We start from the raw sequence: 14,739 nt of genomic DNA, 5'->3' as shown, positions 1-14,739 counted from the left end.
TCAGGCCACCTCCGCCGTCAGTTGGGATTCAACAATTTCTTGGTATGTGCTGCAGCTTTCCAACAGGTCAGCGTGTCGGCCACGGCCAACCACTTCCCCGTCTTCGAGCACGATGATCTGGTCGGCGTCGATGATCGTCGAGACGCGCTGGGCGACGACGATGACCGTGGCGCCCAAGGTGTGCGAGGCCAACGCGGCCCGCACTCGGGCATCGGTTGCGACATCCAGCGCGGAGAACGAGTCGTCAAAGATATAGACGTCCGGCTTCTTGACGAGCGCTCGAGCGATCGCCAGGCGCTGACGCTGACCACCGGAAACGTTGGTGCCACCTTGCGCGATGTGGCTCTCGAGCCCCTCAGCCATTTCGCGCACGAAGTCTTCGCCTTGAGCGATCCGCAACGCCTCCCATAGGTCTTCATCGGTCGCGTCCGGGTTGCCGTAGCGCAGGTTGGAAGCCACGGTTCCCGTGAAGAGGTAGGGCTTTTGCGGCACAATCCCCGCCTTGCTCCAAACGTCGTCCAGACTGGCTTCGCGCAGGTCGACGCCGTTGAGCGTCACGACGCCGCCCGTGACGTCATACAGACGGGTAATCAGCGAGATCGCGGTGCTCTTGCCTGCGCCAGTGGACCCGACGATGGCGGTTGTTTGCCCGGGTGGGCGGTCAGGCTGACATTCCGCAGCACAGCTGACTCGGCGCCCGGGTAGTGGAACTCGACGCTGTGGAACTCAACTTCGACCGACCCACCAGGGATTGATTTGGGGTTGGCGGGGTCAAGAACGGTCGATTGGGTGTCGAGCACCTCCATGATGCGACCGGCCGAAACAGAGGCGCGCGGAATCATGGTGGCCATGAAAGTCGCCATCATCACCGACATCAGCACGAACAGCAGGTAGGCCATGAAGGCGATCAGCGAGCCGATCTGCATGTCTCCAGATTCGATGCGCTGCGCACCGAACCACAGAGCAGCGACGGTTGAGCCGTTCAGTATCAGCATGACCAGCGGAAATACCATCGCCATCAACTTGCCCACGGCGAGTGCCGCGCCAGTGTATTGCGTGTTGGCCTCAGCAAACCGGGCTTCTTCTTGGTCTTCGCGCACAAAGCGCGCACCACGCGTACCCCAGTGATTTGCTCGCGCAGCACCCGGTTTACCCAGTCCACGGACTTCTGCATGATGCCAAACTGCGGGACCATCCGAAAGATGATGGAGCCAACGGTGATCGCCAGCAACGGCACCGCAACAACCATCAGCCAGGCCAGTTGGCGATCTTCGCGTAGCGCCATGATGATGCCGCCGAACATCATGATCGGGACGGTCACCATCAGAGCGAGCGCCATGAAGGTGACGTTTTGGACCTGGGTGACGTCGTTGGTGGAGCGGCTGATCAGCGTGGGGGCACCAAACTGGCCGACCTCACGCGCGCTAAAGGACCGCACTTGGGAGAAGACATTGCCGCGCAGATCGCGGGCCACCGATGAGGCTGTGCGGGCCGCGATATAGGTGGCACCCACGGTCACGGCAATCTGAACGAAAGAGAAAATCAACATCAACCCGCCGAGGTTGATGATTTGGCCGGTGTTGCCCACCGCGACGCCTTCATCAATGATCCGGCCATTGAGGCTGGGCAAATAGAGCGAAGCCAGAGTGCTGATGAGTTGCAGCACCAACAGCACACCGATCTGCATCCGGTATGGCGCCAGGTGCCGGCGCAGGAGGGGGATCAGCACGATGTGGCCTTTCGAGTGCCGTCAAGCAGGGTGTCGACGATGAACGTCGGGGCCAGTGTTTCGCCCCGGGTGATGTGGCTGTTGCTGCCCGAGAAGGTCAGCAGCCGAACGAGTTGGACCAACTCAGCGGCGGGTATGCGCAACTCGGCTGCGTCGGCAGCGATCAGCGACTCGAGGCTAGCCTCGACCGCTTGGTGCTGGGCGTGTGCAGCCTCAGCGTCATCTCCGTGCACCTCTGGCGGGTGGACCAGGCCGACCGCATGCATCAGGTCAAACAAGGTGATGACGCGCTCTTGCAGCAGGGTGACTGCCTGGATGAGGCGTTCGCGCAGCGACTGGCGCAGGTCGATCTGGTGGAGCTTCTCGATTAGCGGGCCAGGGTTGAAGGCATCGCGCAGGGCTGAGTTGAGCAAGTCTTCTTTGCAGTCGAAAACGCGAAAAATGGTGCCTTCGGCGACCCCAGCGTGAGCCGCGATCTCTTTAGTGGTGGCGGCCATCCCGCGCTCGCGCATGACTTCGAGCGCAGAGGCTTCGAGGTGTGCGCGTCGCTGCGAGGGTGGCATGGCTGGGGCTCTCGTGGACACCGGACTACAGTAAGTGAGTGAGCGCTCACTCCAAGTTGGGGGCTGGCAATACCTGCCAAGGTGCCCACCGGAATAGCGCGGTCCGGCCCTAGCCACGACGGTGGAACCGTCGGTGATACCAACGATCAACCGGTGGCGGCCCTTCTGTGCGCTTGCTCGGCAGACGACGGAACATTTGCCAACCTCCAGTGTCTTCCGGGCGGGCTCAGCGAAACCGAATTCCGGTCGGCGGCGACGTCGTCGATTGAGCGGGCAGACCCAAGGTTGGTTGGGACGGCAACCGGCATACCTGGTTGGGGTTTGCCTCGGCGACAGCGCGCGGGTGACCCCTGGCCCCATGTCTCCTGTGGAGGAATAACGGCCAGAGCGGCACTCTTGGGCTCCTTTTCCTCCACTACGACGCACCCTGACTGCCGGTGCGCTACGGTTACGCGTAATTCTGGGGCGATTGGACTGGGGAAACAAAGATGCGATCGAGAACCTTATCTGCCGCCATGGCCACAGCGTTTGGGTTGGTTGCCCTCACCGCGTGTAGCGGGTCCGAGAATGGCAGCGACTCATCAATGGAGACAGCCACTGCTACGGCTGAGCCGTCTGCTTGGGATGAACCCGTTGAGGTGCTGTGGGCCAACGACGAAGAGTTGATGAGTGAATTCGAGGTCGTTGACGGAGTCGCCCTCGCGTACGTATCGATCGGCAATCAAGAGGAATCAGTAGTGGCATGGGACGCCACGACTGGCGACGAACTTTGGCGTGAGCAGGCCATCCCTGGCACCAGGCCGACTGGGGTTGAGCACGGCATCCCTGCTGTCGAGATTGATGGCATGTGGACCACCGCGTTCCTAGACCGCCATGAAGACACGCCCAACAACACCTGGGGGCACTTGGCCGTTGTTGATGTCCACACTGGAATGAGCAAGTGGCCAGAACAAGGCAATCAACTCCTCTGGAGCGATCGCCCGTCAGAGTGCGATGACACCTACTGCCTGACTGGCCTGATCTGGGAAGTCGATGACGAGGCTATCGCCAAGCACCTAGATATCGAGTCAGGCGCCCTTGAGGACGGCCCACACGACGAAGCCGACAACGCAGGCGAGGCCCCGTTTCTCCCCCGGGAGGGGTCTTCGTCGGCGAATACATCTCTGTGACCGCACCCGGAGAAACGAGCGAGGCGCTCAATTACGGAGCCGATGGAGAGGTCAAGTGGTCGCGTCCGTACGCGGACGTGTTCGGAGACGGTAAGAGCATCAATGGCGGATGGCACTGGTTGGATTATGAGCCCGACCTCCCCGTGATTGGGTTCGGTAGCCCGTATGAGGAAAGAGATGGGACTCAACCGTTTGAGGCGAGCGATGACCTCGACGCAAATCTCCTGGTCGGATTGGACCGTGGCACCGGCGAGACACTGTGGTCACTTGAAGGCACCGCTCCGTGCCGCAGCACTTCTTTGGCTACCTCCCAAATGAGGACAGCGAGCAAATCATCGTGTGCCGCTTCAATTCGGGCACCGCAAGCTACTCTTACGACGGCGAGGAAGTCTCTGACCGAGTGTATGCAGACGTCGATTTGGAGATCATCTCCGTCGATCCGCACAGCGGAAACGTCAAGTGGGCTCAGCCCCTCGGCTCGGACCCAGCGAACTTTGCGTTTCCGTCGGACGGTGGCAGCAACTTCGAGACCGGTTCATCTATTGTCTCGGTCATCAATGATTCGGCCGCCTTAATCGACGCCGACTCCGGGGCAACTCAAGAATTCCCCGAGGACGCAGCCCTCCTGTGCACACAAGAGCCGGAGCCGATTACCCTCACAAGCTCCTACTCTCGGGGCAAGCCAATCGATTACTACCTCGCCGACGTCGTTGGTCCGTGCTCAGCAGAATCCGAGGAACTCTCGGATACCGACATCTCACGGGGCACGCTGGACTTGGCAGGCTACGAATCTGACGAAATCGCGGTCATCAACCTCACTTCAGGCGTCACGGCGTTCGCCCCTGCCGAGCCTTAGGTCAGCAGGCCGTCAGCGATCAGTCCGCGCAGCACGGGCATGGCTGAGGCTTTCGCTTCGTCCACGTCGACTTCGGTCAACAACGCAATTGCCGTGATCAACTGATCGGGCGTGAGTTCACCGTCGAGCGCCGAAACCAGACCGGCCATCACCGTGTCGAGTTGGACCGCTCGTCGCAGCCCTCCGCCCTGGCGCAGGATGATCGTCGACGGATCACTCTCGCCGGGGATGAACGTTCGCTCTTCGGTCACATCGCCAGCCACACTCCACGGCACCGACAACACTTCGGCATCCCCATGGTGGGCTAGCCAACTGCGAGCGCGCACACCGGCCAAAACCGTCGGGCCAGCGGGACTCGCCACTTGATGGCCGACAGCCTCGGCGACGAACCAGGTAGGCCGGTGCTCAGCAGGCTTCTGCAGCGTGATGATGCCAAGCCAATCTCTTCGACGCCGCGCTCGGCAAAGTCCGCTAGCCAATCGGCATAGACCTGCTCAAACTCAGCCGTGCCCCGGCGGTGACCGCCATCGCGCGCCCACGTCTCGGCATACTCGGCGGTGTCTTGGGTTTGCCGCTGAATGATCCAAGCGTCCAAGCCGCTTCCTCAACCCAGCCGCTCACCCGGGTTTGCCACTCGTCTGCCCCACTGACTCCAGGGCCGGTCTCCCAGTTGCCCATCAGTTGTGCGATGCCGCCAGGCTTGAGGCGATCGGCCATGTTCCTGACCAGGTGCTCGACGATGCCGTCACCAACCATGCCGCCGTCTCGGTATTCATAGAGGGCAACTCCGTCGCGCCGAGGGGTGATGACATAGGGCGGGTTGCTGATGATCAGGTCAAATTGCTCATCACCGACTGGTTCGAAGAGGGAACCGCGCCTCAGGTCGAGACTCAAGCCGCTGAGCGCGGCCGTGACCTGGGCGTATGCGAGTGCTCGCTGCGACAAATCGGTCGCCACAATCCTCTGGGTATGCGCGGCAAGGTGGAGTGATTGCACCCCACAGCCGGTGCCAATATCGAGCGCCTTCACTACGCCAGGCCTGGGCGTCCATGAGGCCAAGGTACTGGACGCTCCGCCGACACCGAGGACATGGCTGGTGGGCAGTGGCCCGTCAATGACGTTCTCCCCAGGTCCGAGACGACCCACCACTGGCTGGTTTCATCGCCGTAAGGCCGCAAATCGCAGGTGCCAACGAACCCGTCACTGATGCTCCGGATCAGACCTGCGTCAGCCAACTCGTCGGTGCTGGCTTGAGGCAGTGCTGATTCGAGCTCTCCCGCTGAGACGGGGTCGTTAAAGACCCAAAGCCTGGCCAAGACTGCGGCCGGTCGCGAGCTCTCGCGGACCTGGCGAAGGGCCAACAAGGGCTGGCCACGATGCAGGGCAGCGCTGGCGCGATCGCCCAAGATCTCGTCTAGACCGTCGACCGTGTAGTTGGCCGCAATCAGCCCCTCTCGCAGCCGCGTCGCGACCTCAGCAGAGACGGTGGGCGGTGGGCGCGAAGGCGTTTGGTCTGACACCGGACCAGACTAGCTATTGAGGTGCGGGCACAGGAGTGTCAGTGCTGCCGCATACCCTTGAGCACAAATGACAGAGGCAAAGTTTGACCCGCAGCAGGTGCTTGAACACCTAGCTCGCGGTGACCGCGGCGAGCGACTCGTGCATACCCACGTCGTCCCTGCCCGTGAGGCTCAGTTGGCGCAGTGGCCCGAGTGGGTGCCTGCACCGTTGTATGCGGCGTGGGCTGGGACGGGCATCACCCAGCTGTGGAGCCACCAACGTGCCGTGGCCGATCTGGCTTGGGCCGGGCAACACGTTGTCGTGGCGACCGGCACGGCGTCAGGTAAGTCACTCGGGTATCAAACGCCGGTGCTCTCAGCCCTGCACGACGGCCTCGACTCCCCCACCGGGCGTGGCGCCACCGCTCTTTACCTCTCACCGACGAAAGCCCTCGCCGGTGACCAAGAAGCCAACCTGCTAGCGCTCGGGATCCCCGGCATTCGCGTCGCCACCTATGACGGCGACACACCCACGGACGAGCGCCGGTGGATCCGCGAACACGCACACTATGTGCTGACCAACCCCGACCTGCTGCACTATTCGTTGCTGCCGAGCCATGAACGCTGGGCGCCTTTCTTGCGCAAACTTCGGTTTGTGGTGGTCGACGAATGCCACATCTACCGCGGGGTGTTTGGCACCCACGTCAGCGCTGTGCTGCGCCGGTTGATGCGAGTCGCTGCCCGCTATGGCGCCTACCCCACCGTGGTGATGGCCTCAGCAACAGTCGCCGATCCGGCCGACCACGCGACGCGCCTGCTGGGTCAACCGGTCACTTCCGTGACCAACGATGGCTCACCTCGCGGATCGGCAACCTACGCCTTGTGGGAGCCACCGTTAGTTGATGACGGCGTGCGCCGAAGCGCCGTTGCCGAGAGCGCTGGCCTCCTCTCTGACTTGGTGAGCCGCGATGTGCAAACCGTGGCTTTGCTCGATCCCGAGTCGGCGTCGAGATCGTGGCAGAGATGGCCCGGCACACCCTCGAATCTGTCGATCCCGACCGCGCCCGCAAGGTCGCTGGCTATCGCGGTGGCTACCTGCCCGAGGAACGCCGTGACCTCGAAGCCGCCCTGCGGAACCGCGACCTGTTAGGCCTCTCCGCGACCACCGCGCTGGAGTTGGGCATCGACATTGCCGGGCTTGATGCGGTCCTTATCGCTGGCTGGCCCGGCACTTTGGCCTCATTTTGGCAGCAAGCCGGGCGGGCCGGTCGATCAGGCACTGCCTCATTGGCGATCTTGGTCGCGGGCGATGACCCACTGGATCAATACATGCTGCACCACCCCAAGCGGGTCTTTGAGCGGCCAGTCGAAGCCAGCGTCTTTGACCCCGAAAACCCGTTCATCCTGACTCCCCACCTAGCCGCGGCGGCAGCCGAGTTGCCGCTCACCGCTGAAGACACCCAGTGGTTTGGTGAGCGAGTCCCAGAACTGGCTGACGCATTGGTGCGCGGCGGAGTGTTGCGCAAACGCCCTGGCGGGTGGTTTTGGGCGCGCCCCGATCGCGCCGCAGATCACCTGCAACTACGCAGCGCTGGTGAGCCCGTGCAAATCGTCGAAACTCGCACGGGCCGGATCTTGGGCACCGTCGATGGCGCCCGAGCCCACACCACCGTGCACACCGGCGCGGTTTATCTCCATCAAGGCCAGTCGTATGTCATCACCGACCTTGATCTTGCAGGCAGCAGTGCGATGGCTACCCCGGGCGACCCCGGCTGGAGCACTCAAGCCCTCAGCAACAGCACCTTCACCATTTGGGCTCCGACGCCGCAATGCAGTGGGGCCCAGCCAAGATCAACTGGGGCCGGGTAGAGGTCACCAACCAGGTCACGTCCTTCCTTCGACGCCTGCCCAGCGGTGAGGTCGTCGGTGAACACCCGCTCGATTTGCCACCAACAACGCTCAAAACTCAAGCAGTCTGGTGGACCTTGGCCGAGGACGAACTTGCACTGGCAGGCGTAGGTGAGGCCGACATACCTGGGGCTCTGCATGCCGCTGAGCATGCATCGATCGGCTGCTACCCCTGCTGTCGACCAGTGATCGGTGGGACATCGGCGGTGTCTCCACAGCCCTACATCCAGACACGGGCCTGCCCACGGTGATGGTCTATGACGGGTACGCCGGGGGCGCAGGCATCACCAAACGAGGATTCGAGGTGATGGCGACCTGGATCACCGCGACCCGCGATGCGATCGAGGACTGTCCTTGCGCCTCGGGCTGCCCTTCGTGTGCAGTCTCCCCAGTGCGGCAACGGCAATGAGCCACTGGACAAACATCTTGCGTCCGCGGTCCTTTCCCACCTGCTTGATGGCGCGGCTAGCCCTGAGAATCTCCGGTAAAGTTCCACCGAAATAGTTCGTTGCCAGGCGGAGCCCTGAATACGCACTCGCCCTCCTTATTCGCCTGGAAAGGCCCGTGATGTTCGCCATCGGACTCATCCTCATTATCTTGGCCATCATCGTGATCGCCTACGTCATTTTTGCCACTCGCGACCTTGAGGTCCTCACTGTTGACTGGGGCATCGTCCAGACCGACCTCAGCCCCCTGCAGTTGTTTTTCCTGGGCGCGGTGACCGTGCTGGTCTTGAGCATCGGCAGCGGCATGCTTGGGGTTGGCCTGAAGCGTGCCGGCGCCAAGCGAGCCGAGGTCAAGCGTCTGCGCAAGGAAGTTAAGGCGCAAGACCCCAACGCGAAGCAGCCGACGAAGCAGGAGCTCAAGGCAGCCGCCAAGCGGGGCGATGACATTTCGCCTAAGCAGGCACCTGCCCAACCCGAAACGCATCAGTTCCCGAAGCAGGACGGCAACACTCCCCGCCTCCGCCGCCCAACTACTGAGGCGCAGCGACAGGCCAGGAGCGCGCCAGACCTCAGCCGGATTGGCCGCTGCGTAAACCAGCCCTGGCAGTTGCCGTCGCTTGGCCCAGCACCCCAGCCGACACCATGACCTGCACCGTCACGGCGGGCCCGTCGTCCGTTTCGACGACGGCGCACGACGTCATCACCGCGTCGTTGGCATGCACGATGCCCTGGGCCCTGGCACACAGCCCCATCGCCGGCAGCGAACACCAACTGTTGGGCTCCCGCCACAGCAGCCAGGTCAGCAGCGGTCCTCGCCTGTGCACTTGCCAACAACGCGGACCCGATGGCCAGCCCGGCCAACAGCACAGCGCATAAAACGCCAATTGCCGCGAGCGCGAGCACCGTCCCCGAGCCGCGCTCACGGCCACCGCTGCGCATCACAAACCCGGCTCCGTCGGTGCCGTTGCGACCGATCGAGCGGCTGGCAACCACGACCATCGCTCTGCTGCCTGCACCGTCACGACCACTTGGTCCTGACCGACCGAGACCACGACAGTTGACCCAGTCGGAGCGCCTTGGGCGCCCAGAGTCTGCACAACTTCTATTGGTTCACCGCGTGATGCGGCACGGCTGCTACCCGCGCCGCATCAGCGCAGCGCACCTGATCGATGGCCAGGCTGAGACCACTCAGACACATTGCGAGCACCACGACGAGCGCAGGAATCGCCATCGCTAACTCAGCGGTCGCCATCCCGGCATCGCGCACGCGACGCTCGCGAACCATCACGAAGCCACTGACAGCGCGGCCTCGATGACCCCAGTGACCATCGTCTTGATTCCGCCCGACTTCACGATGGCCAACAGGACCGCGGCAAAGGCGCATGCAGCCAGCGTGCCCACGGCATACTCGGCCGTCGTCATCCCTGCTTCCTTACGACTAGCCAGGGCAGTGTGCGCTCGGCGAATGCGGTGTCGAATTTTCATCGTTGCTCTCCTTCTCGATGTCGTCCGCTGATGCGAACGAGCTACGCACGGTGGATCCGCTGCGTTGCCTCAACATTCATCGAGAATCGGAGTAGCCCGTAGATCCCTTAACCCATCTGTGGGCTTAGAAGCAGCTCTCGTGGGGCTGTGCATACGACGCGCTAGCGGGCAGCGATATCCGATCCAGCATGAAAACCGCTGGTCCAGGCATTTTGGAAATTAAACCCGCCGGTGATGCCGTCAACATCCATCACTTCACCCGCGAAATAAAGGCCCGGGACGAGTTTGCTCTCCATCGTCTTGAAGTTGATCTCCTTAAGCGAGACTCCGCCACAGGTCACGAACTCGTCCTTGTTGGTGGCCTTGCCGCTCACCCGAAACGTCGCATTCGTCAACTCGTTCACCAACTTGTTGGCTGCCGCTTTGCCCAACTCAGACCATGTCGTCGTTTCACCAATCCCGGTGGTCTCAAGAAAACGTAGCCAGTGCCGCTTGGTGATCGTCTCGAACGGGCTGCGGGCCGACAACTGTTTCTTGCCATCGCTCATTCTTTTAGCCGCAATCGTCGCCGCTGGATCGCTGTCCGGGAGCCAGTTGACGGTGATGTCGAACTGATAATCACGCTGCGCTAGTTCACGGGCACCCCACGCAGAGATTTTGAGAATGCCGGGGCCACTTAAGCCCCAATGCGTGATCAACAGCGGCCCGCGGCTCTTGAGTTTGCTCTGCTGGATGCGGACCTCGGCAGGATTCACCGACAGGCCCGGCAAGCCAACGATCCGCGGATCGTTGATCTTAAAGGTAAATAGCGATGGCGTGGCTGGTTGAAGTTCATGCCCAAAGCTAGCCGCGAGGTCAGCCCCAACAGCCAACCGGGTGCCACCTGTCGCGAGCAAGACCTGATCAGCCGAATAGCTCTTTCCGTTGTTAGTGGACAACTCAAAGATCTCGCCGTCCTTGGCTAACGACGTGACACTTTGCGATGTGTGCACCGTGACTCCAGCCGCCTCGGCAGCATTGAGCAATGCGTCAATGATGGTTTGTGAGTTATTGGTGACGGGGAACATCCGACCATCGGCCTCCGTCTTCAACTCCACTCCCGGCCAGTGAACCAGTCAATCGTGTCCGCGGCGCTGAAGCGGTTAAAGGGCCCAATCAAGGCTTTCTCGCCGCGCGGATAGTGGGCGCTCAACTCTCGAGGGTCCATGCAGTCGTGGGTGACATTGCACCGGCCACCGCCAGAAATCTTGACTTTCTGCAGCAGTTGCACCGTGCGCTCCAAGACCAAGACCGACTTCGTCGAACGCTCAGCGCAGGTGATTGCCGCGAAAACACCCGCGGCGCCGCCGCCGATCACGATGAGGTCGTAGTGCATGCAGCAAACTGTAGGTGGCTCACGGCAAATCATGGCCCCTCAGCCCGACATCAGTATCAAACTCCCATCACCCAGATCTGTTTCTGGCTCCCACACAACTCGGCCGATCACCCCGCAAAGATAAAAACACTAAATGTCCTGGGTGCCCCTTGACGAAGCGTTGTAGAGTCGAGTCATTTCCCGCGACAGTCCCCGAAAGGTTCATCAATGTCTTCGCAAACTCATTCTCGACAAGTAGTTGTCGGATATGACGCTTCTTCACCGTCGGAGGCTGCACTCAAGTGGGCTGCCCGTGCGGCCAAGAAGCGCGATCTCCCCCTGCTCGTCCTGCACGCTGCTGAGCGCATCCAGTACACCCAGGATGAAGGCAGCGGCGTTTGGGACAAGAGCCGCGCCCTGGCAGACGCCAAGGACGTCGCTACGGGTGGCGCAGAGCGCGTCACCGCGTCCTTCCCCGACGTTGAGGTGAAGACGGCCGGATCCCTGTTCACGGCCAAGGTCGCCCTCGGCGAGGTCTCCACCAACTCCTCGATGATGGTGCTCGGCACCAACGGTCGCGGCAAGGCTGGCAGCTTCCTGCTCGGCTCCACCGCATACGCCATTGCTGGGTATGCCCGGTGTCCCGTTGTGATCGTGCAGGACGGCTCCAATGAATTGCCCGGCCCAGACCGCCCGATCGTGGTTGGTGCCAATGGCACCCCCGGCTCCGAGCGAGCCATCGAGACCGCTATCGACGCAGCGCACGAGTGGGGCTCCCCATCTCGCTCGTGAGCACCTGGGCACCCGCTGAGCCATGGACCAACGGCCCCGCTGGTTACACCTCTGTTGCCGAGGCGTCCAAGGACTACCAGGCTTCCGCAGAAAAGATCAACGCAGAGATTGTCGCCCGTGTCTCCCAAGAACACCCCAACCTCAAGGTCACGGGCACCGTCGTTAAGGGCAAACCCGTGGACAGCCTAGTCAAGGCTGCTGCTGGTGGCGGACTGCTCGTTGTTGGAAAGCGCGGCTACGGAAGCCTCGTGGGCTCCACAGTGGGCTCCACCACGCTGGGTGTCCTTAACTCGGCCAAGTTGCCCATCATGGTCGTCGACTAACTCGATCTTGCAGGTGGCTCGGGCGGTCCAGCGTTTCGCTGGACCGCCCGAGGGTCGTTATGGCGAGACCCCAACGTCCTGAGCAAGCGCGATCACCACGGGCACCACTGCGGTCAAGACGAACGCTGGCAAAAGGCCAAGCCCAGCGGTAGGACCAGCCGGATAGCTAGTTTGGCCGTGGCCACTTCCAGCCCGATCAAGGCATCTCGTCGGGCGTCTTTGGCTGCATGCAACAGCAATGCAGACGGTGCCACCCCGGCACGACTGGCAAGTTGCAGCGCGTTGGCTGCGGGCTGCCACCGCTGCGGGGCGCTACCCCAAGCTTGCGCGTCATCGTCACCCAATGCGATCCGCATCGCTACCCCGGCCAACTCTTCAGACAGGTCACCGTCCAGCGCCTGACTGACTGCGCGGATTGCTCCACGCACATCCGCACCGCCCGACATCGCAAGCGCGAGCAACTCCAACGCTTCCGGCATCGTGGCCTGCCCACCGATAGCTCCAGCGCTGCGCCTTCCACCGCGTGACACCCGTCGGCGGCGGCGAGCTCGCCAACGAGAGATGCGCCGGGGCCAAACAGCACTGCCGCGGCCAGCAAGACACCGCCACTCAACGCGGTGCCCGTCAGCAACGTCTCAGCTGCGATCAATGTGCTCACGTGAGCCGCCCCGTCACAGCGCAGATGAGCCGGGCAACAATGACGCGTCCGACCAAGATCAACGTCACGCCGATAGCCAGCGCAGACATGCCCACCGGCGTGCCATAAAGTGCCATCGAGCAAACCCCATGCTCCAAGCCATCAACACCCCACCCACCGGCAGCATCGACAGCAAGTTGCTGGTTGCTGTCGTCCCGGCCGTGGCCGCTGCCACTTTGCCTCGAAGCTCGCTACGAGATCGGCTGGCTAGAGCGCACGACCGCACGGCCTCCGCTAGGGCAGCCCAGCCTTTCGCTGACGCGCCAGGCTCGTGAAAGCGCTGCAACATCTGGGTCGAGTGCGCCGTGCCAGCCTGGCCCAGGACGAGGCCAGTGGCTTGCCAGTGCGCGCGTCGTCAATCACGGACTGCCAGGCGGGGTCCCCACTCAATCGCGGGGACGATGCCACTGCCATGGCGATAGCATCCGCGTGACTCAATCCCGCGGCCATGGCGGCAGCCAGCGCGTCTAAGAACGGCACGACACCCATGCCTGTGGCTCGACGAGCCCGCCGCTCCACCCATCCTGCGAGACGCTGACGCAGACTGCGTCGGCTAGTTGCCCGAGGCACGCCAGGCCACAACAACACAGCCGATGCCAGCAGAATGCCGCCGATCCAGGGACTCACGACGCAACTCCGGGTCACGCCTCTAGCCGGCGGAGGGCTCGCCCCTGGGACCCGCGCAAGGAATTGGTTGAGGCCCGGGCCAGCAACCCAGCCCGCCGCGCCACGACTCAAAGCTGCCTGGGTGCGTACGCCGTCGCGGTCGTTGGTGAAGACAGCCACTTCAGAGACCATCCGCTGGCCGCCGGCCCCCTGCCAACATGCACCGCCACATCAAGGGCCGAGGCCAGTTGGGCGTCGACTGCCGCTGGGGACATGTCCGCCAACGCCCCAAGTGCCTGAAATCGGGACACGATATCGCCGGTGGAGTTAGCGTGCAGCGTCCCACAGCCACCTTCGTGACCAGTGTTCATCGCGGTCAACAACTCGCGCACTTCAGCACCTCTGACCTCGCCTAAGACGAGTCGGTCAGGACGCATCCTCAACGACTGCTGCACCAACGTCGTGAGGCTGATGCCACCGCGACCCTCGACGTTGGCGGACCGCCCCGCCAGATACACCACATGCGGATGGTCCACTCGCAACTCACGGGTGTCTTCGACAATGACAAGCCGCTCGCCGGGGCTGGCCAAACTCAGCAAGGCACCCAGCAAGGTCGTCTTTCCGCTGCCCGTGCCCCCACCAATCACGAACGCTGCGCGACCTCGACCAAGCGTTGGAGCACCAGGGCGAGGTAGTCATCGACCATTCCCCACCGGCGCAAATCAGCTAAGGCCGGGACCACACGTCGCGGAACACGCAGACTGACGTGCGCTCCGCCCTCCACCAGAGGAGGCAGAAGGGCGTGGAGGCGGATGCCACCGGGCAGGAGCCCATCGACGTAAGGCGCCGCGTCGTCTAATCGTTTGCCTGCAGCGCTTGCTAGCCGGACCGCAAGTCTGCGCAGCATCGCCTCATCGCCGAATCGGTCAAAGGCCTTCTCTAGTCCCTGTCCACGGTCCAGCCAGACCGCGCCGACCCCATTGACCAAGATGTCAGTGACGGCCACATCGGCTAAGAGCGGGGCGATGGGGCCGAGGTCAGCGTGCCATGTCGTGGCTGCTGCGATCGTGATAGGAGCGGTCGCGGTAGATGCCATAGGAAGAACCTGGCACCCACCCAACATCAGTGGGCAGCGCAGGTGAAATGTGTGGAATGAGGAGGTCAGGGACCGACCATGTGGAAAAAAAGTGGGGGACGGCCCCCGCTGGGGGGTGCGGAGGCCGTCGACGTACAGCCCTGGGGGAGGGCTGCACGCCAGCGCTCAACCCGAAGGGAGCGCTCGTTTTAGTATCCCCCGTTGTTGATCGTGTCG

At 62.7% G+C, this 14,739-nt stretch carries 19 protein-coding genes and 4 pseudogenes; 10 read left to right on the top strand and 13 right to left on the bottom strand.

The features are described from left to right. Together L0A91_RS15520 and L0A91_RS15515 are read right to left on the bottom strand one after the other, a co-directional pair. Positions 1-1,729, bottom strand: a pseudogene (locus tag L0A91_RS15520) (ABC transporter ATP-binding protein). Continuing rightward, complete coding sequence (locus L0A91_RS15515) at positions 1,723-2,292, bottom strand: TetR/AcrR family transcriptional regulator (RefSeq protein WP_235245226.1); 570 nt, start codon at positions 2,290-2,292, stop codon at positions 1,723-1,725. The pseudogene L0A91_RS15520 and the gene L0A91_RS15515 overlap by 7 nt, the downstream one beginning before the upstream one ends. Before the next feature lie 302 nt (positions 2,293-2,594). On the opposite strand from L0A91_RS15515, the pseudogene L0A91_RS15510 reads away from it, so the two are divergent. The 3 genes and pseudogenes from L0A91_RS15510 to L0A91_RS15500 form a co-directional block, all read left to right on the top strand. Beyond that, positions 2,595-2,639 (top strand): annotated as a pseudogene (locus tag L0A91_RS15510) (hypothetical protein); the annotation flags it as partial. A gap of 168 nt (positions 2,640-2,807) precedes the next feature. Then, positions 2,808-3,461 carry a hypothetical protein gene (locus tag L0A91_RS15505; protein WP_235245225.1) on the top strand — a complete coding sequence of 218 codons (654 nt, stop codon included), beginning with the start codon at positions 2,808-2,810 and terminating at the stop codon, positions 3,459-3,461. 283 nt (positions 3,462-3,744) lie between these two features. After that, positions 3,745-4,317, top strand: a complete 573-nt coding sequence (locus tag L0A91_RS15500) for a hypothetical protein (protein ID WP_235245224.1) — start codon at positions 3,745-3,747, stop codon at positions 4,315-4,317. Here the strand turns inward: L0A91_RS15500 and L0A91_RS15495 are convergent. Genes L0A91_RS15495 through L0A91_RS15485 form a run of 3 tightly spaced genes read right to left on the bottom strand, consistent with a single transcriptional unit; the run spans position 4,314 to position 5,837 of the window. Beyond that, positions 4,314-4,796, bottom strand: a complete 483-nt coding sequence (locus tag L0A91_RS15495; protein ID WP_235245223.1) for a hypothetical protein — start codon at positions 4,794-4,796, stop codon at positions 4,314-4,316. The two genes, L0A91_RS15500 and L0A91_RS15495, sit on opposite strands and share 4 nt — an antisense overlap. After that, on the bottom strand, positions 4,789-5,346 hold the full coding sequence (locus L0A91_RS15490) for a class I SAM-dependent methyltransferase (protein WP_235245222.1): 558 nt from the start codon (positions 5,344-5,346) through the stop codon (positions 4,789-4,791). Before L0A91_RS15490 ends, L0A91_RS15495 begins: the two co-directional genes overlap by 8 nt. Beyond that, entirely contained in the window at positions 5,346-5,837 is a 492-nt protein-coding gene (locus L0A91_RS15485) for a hypothetical protein (protein ID WP_235245221.1), read from the bottom strand. Before L0A91_RS15485 ends, L0A91_RS15490 begins: the two co-directional genes overlap by 1 nt. A 67-nt stretch (positions 5,838-5,904) precedes the next feature. Here L0A91_RS15485 and L0A91_RS19330 point away from each other — a divergent pair, with 67 nt between their 5' ends. The 5 genes from L0A91_RS19330 (at position 5,905) to L0A91_RS15475 (ending at position 8,816) form a co-directional block, all read left to right on the top strand. Further along, complete coding sequence (locus L0A91_RS19330) at positions 5,905-6,966, top strand: DEAD/DEAH box helicase (RefSeq protein ID WP_311197874.1); 1,062 nt, start codon at positions 5,905-5,907, stop codon at positions 6,964-6,966. Then, positions 6,912-7,685, top strand: coding sequence for a helicase-related protein (locus tag L0A91_RS19325; protein WP_311198177.1), 774 nt, complete (start codon positions 6,912-6,914; stop codon positions 7,683-7,685). The genes L0A91_RS19330 and L0A91_RS19325 overlap by 55 nt, the downstream gene beginning before the upstream one ends. Then, positions 7,646-7,975, top strand: a complete 330-nt coding sequence (locus L0A91_RS19320) for a hypothetical protein (protein WP_311197873.1) — start codon at positions 7,646-7,648, stop codon at positions 7,973-7,975. The genes L0A91_RS19325 and L0A91_RS19320 overlap by 40 nt, the downstream gene beginning before the upstream one ends. Beyond that, positions 7,879-8,133: a Zn-binding domain-containing protein gene (locus L0A91_RS19315; protein ID WP_311198175.1), complete on the top strand. Its 255-nt coding sequence runs from the start codon at positions 7,879-7,881 to the stop codon at positions 8,131-8,133. The genes L0A91_RS19320 and L0A91_RS19315 overlap by 97 nt, the downstream gene beginning before the upstream one ends. 158 nt (positions 8,134-8,291) lie before the next feature. After that, the gene (locus L0A91_RS15475) at positions 8,292-8,816 is read left to right on the top strand and encodes a hypothetical protein (RefSeq protein ID WP_235246692.1); all 525 of its coding nucleotides are present in this window, start codon (positions 8,292-8,294) and stop codon (positions 8,814-8,816) included. A 185-nt stretch (positions 8,817-9,001) separates the two neighbouring features. Here L0A91_RS15475 and L0A91_RS15470 read toward each other — a convergent pair. The 4 genes and pseudogenes from L0A91_RS15470 to L0A91_RS15455 all read right to left on the bottom strand — a co-directional run. Further along, positions 9,002-9,109 (bottom strand): annotated as a pseudogene (locus L0A91_RS15470) (hypothetical protein); the annotation flags it as partial. A 163-nt stretch (positions 9,110-9,272) separates the two neighbouring features. Then, positions 9,273-9,455 carry a TadE family type IV pilus minor pilin gene (locus tag L0A91_RS15465; protein WP_235245220.1) on the bottom strand — a complete coding sequence of 61 codons (183 nt, stop codon included), beginning with the start codon at positions 9,453-9,455 and terminating at the stop codon, positions 9,273-9,275. Then, positions 9,455-9,655 carry a DUF4244 domain-containing protein gene (locus L0A91_RS15460; protein ID WP_235245219.1) on the bottom strand — a complete coding sequence of 67 codons (201 nt, stop codon included), beginning with the start codon at positions 9,653-9,655 and terminating at the stop codon, positions 9,455-9,457. The genes L0A91_RS15465 and L0A91_RS15460 overlap by 1 nt, the downstream gene beginning before the upstream one ends. A 161-nt stretch (positions 9,656-9,816) precedes the next feature. Continuing rightward, positions 9,817-11,030, bottom strand: a pseudogene (locus L0A91_RS15455) (NAD(P)/FAD-dependent oxidoreductase). Positions 11,031-11,237: 207 nt separating this feature from the next. Here L0A91_RS15455 and L0A91_RS15450 point away from each other — a divergent pair. Together L0A91_RS15450 and L0A91_RS15445 are read left to right on the top strand one after the other, a co-directional pair. After that, positions 11,238-11,801, top strand: a complete 564-nt coding sequence (locus L0A91_RS15450) for a universal stress protein (RefSeq protein ID WP_235245218.1) — start codon at positions 11,238-11,240, stop codon at positions 11,799-11,801. Then, on the top strand, positions 11,798-12,124 hold the full coding sequence (locus L0A91_RS15445; protein WP_235245217.1) for a universal stress protein: 327 nt from the start codon (positions 11,798-11,800) through the stop codon (positions 12,122-12,124). Before L0A91_RS15450 ends, L0A91_RS15445 begins: the two co-directional genes overlap by 4 nt. A gap of 113 nt (positions 12,125-12,237) precedes the next feature. On the opposite strand, the gene L0A91_RS15440 is transcribed toward L0A91_RS15445, so the two are convergent. The 4 genes from L0A91_RS15440 to L0A91_RS17770 form a co-directional block, all read right to left on the bottom strand. Next, a complete protein-coding gene (locus L0A91_RS15440; protein WP_235245216.1) occupies positions 12,238-12,603 on the bottom strand; it encodes a type II secretion system F family protein in 366 nt (121 codons plus the stop codon). 452 nt (positions 12,604-13,055) lie between these two features. Then, the gene (locus tag L0A91_RS15435) at positions 13,056-13,619 is read right to left on the bottom strand and encodes a hypothetical protein (protein ID WP_235246691.1); all 564 of its coding nucleotides are present in this window, start codon (positions 13,617-13,619) and stop codon (positions 13,056-13,058) included. Then, positions 13,556-14,074 carry an ATPase, T2SS/T4P/T4SS family gene (locus tag L0A91_RS17775; protein WP_260115244.1) on the bottom strand — a complete coding sequence of 173 codons (519 nt, stop codon included), beginning with the start codon at positions 14,072-14,074 and terminating at the stop codon, positions 13,556-13,558. Before L0A91_RS17775 ends, L0A91_RS15435 begins: the two co-directional genes overlap by 64 nt. Beyond that, a complete protein-coding gene (locus tag L0A91_RS17770; protein ID WP_260115243.1) occupies positions 14,071-14,523 on the bottom strand; it encodes an ATPase, T2SS/T4P/T4SS family in 453 nt (150 codons plus the stop codon). The genes L0A91_RS17775 and L0A91_RS17770 overlap by 4 nt, the downstream gene beginning before the upstream one ends. Positions 14,524-14,739: the final 216 nt, after the last annotated feature.

Source organism: Ornithinimicrobium sp. INDO-MA30-4, from assembly GCF_021535045.1.
In the GTDB taxonomy this organism is placed as follows: Bacteria; Actinomycetota; Actinomycetes; order Actinomycetales; family Dermatophilaceae; genus Ornithinicoccus.
Note: the sequence above shows the minus strand (reverse complement) of the source record. Positions and strands in the feature narration are given on the sequence as shown.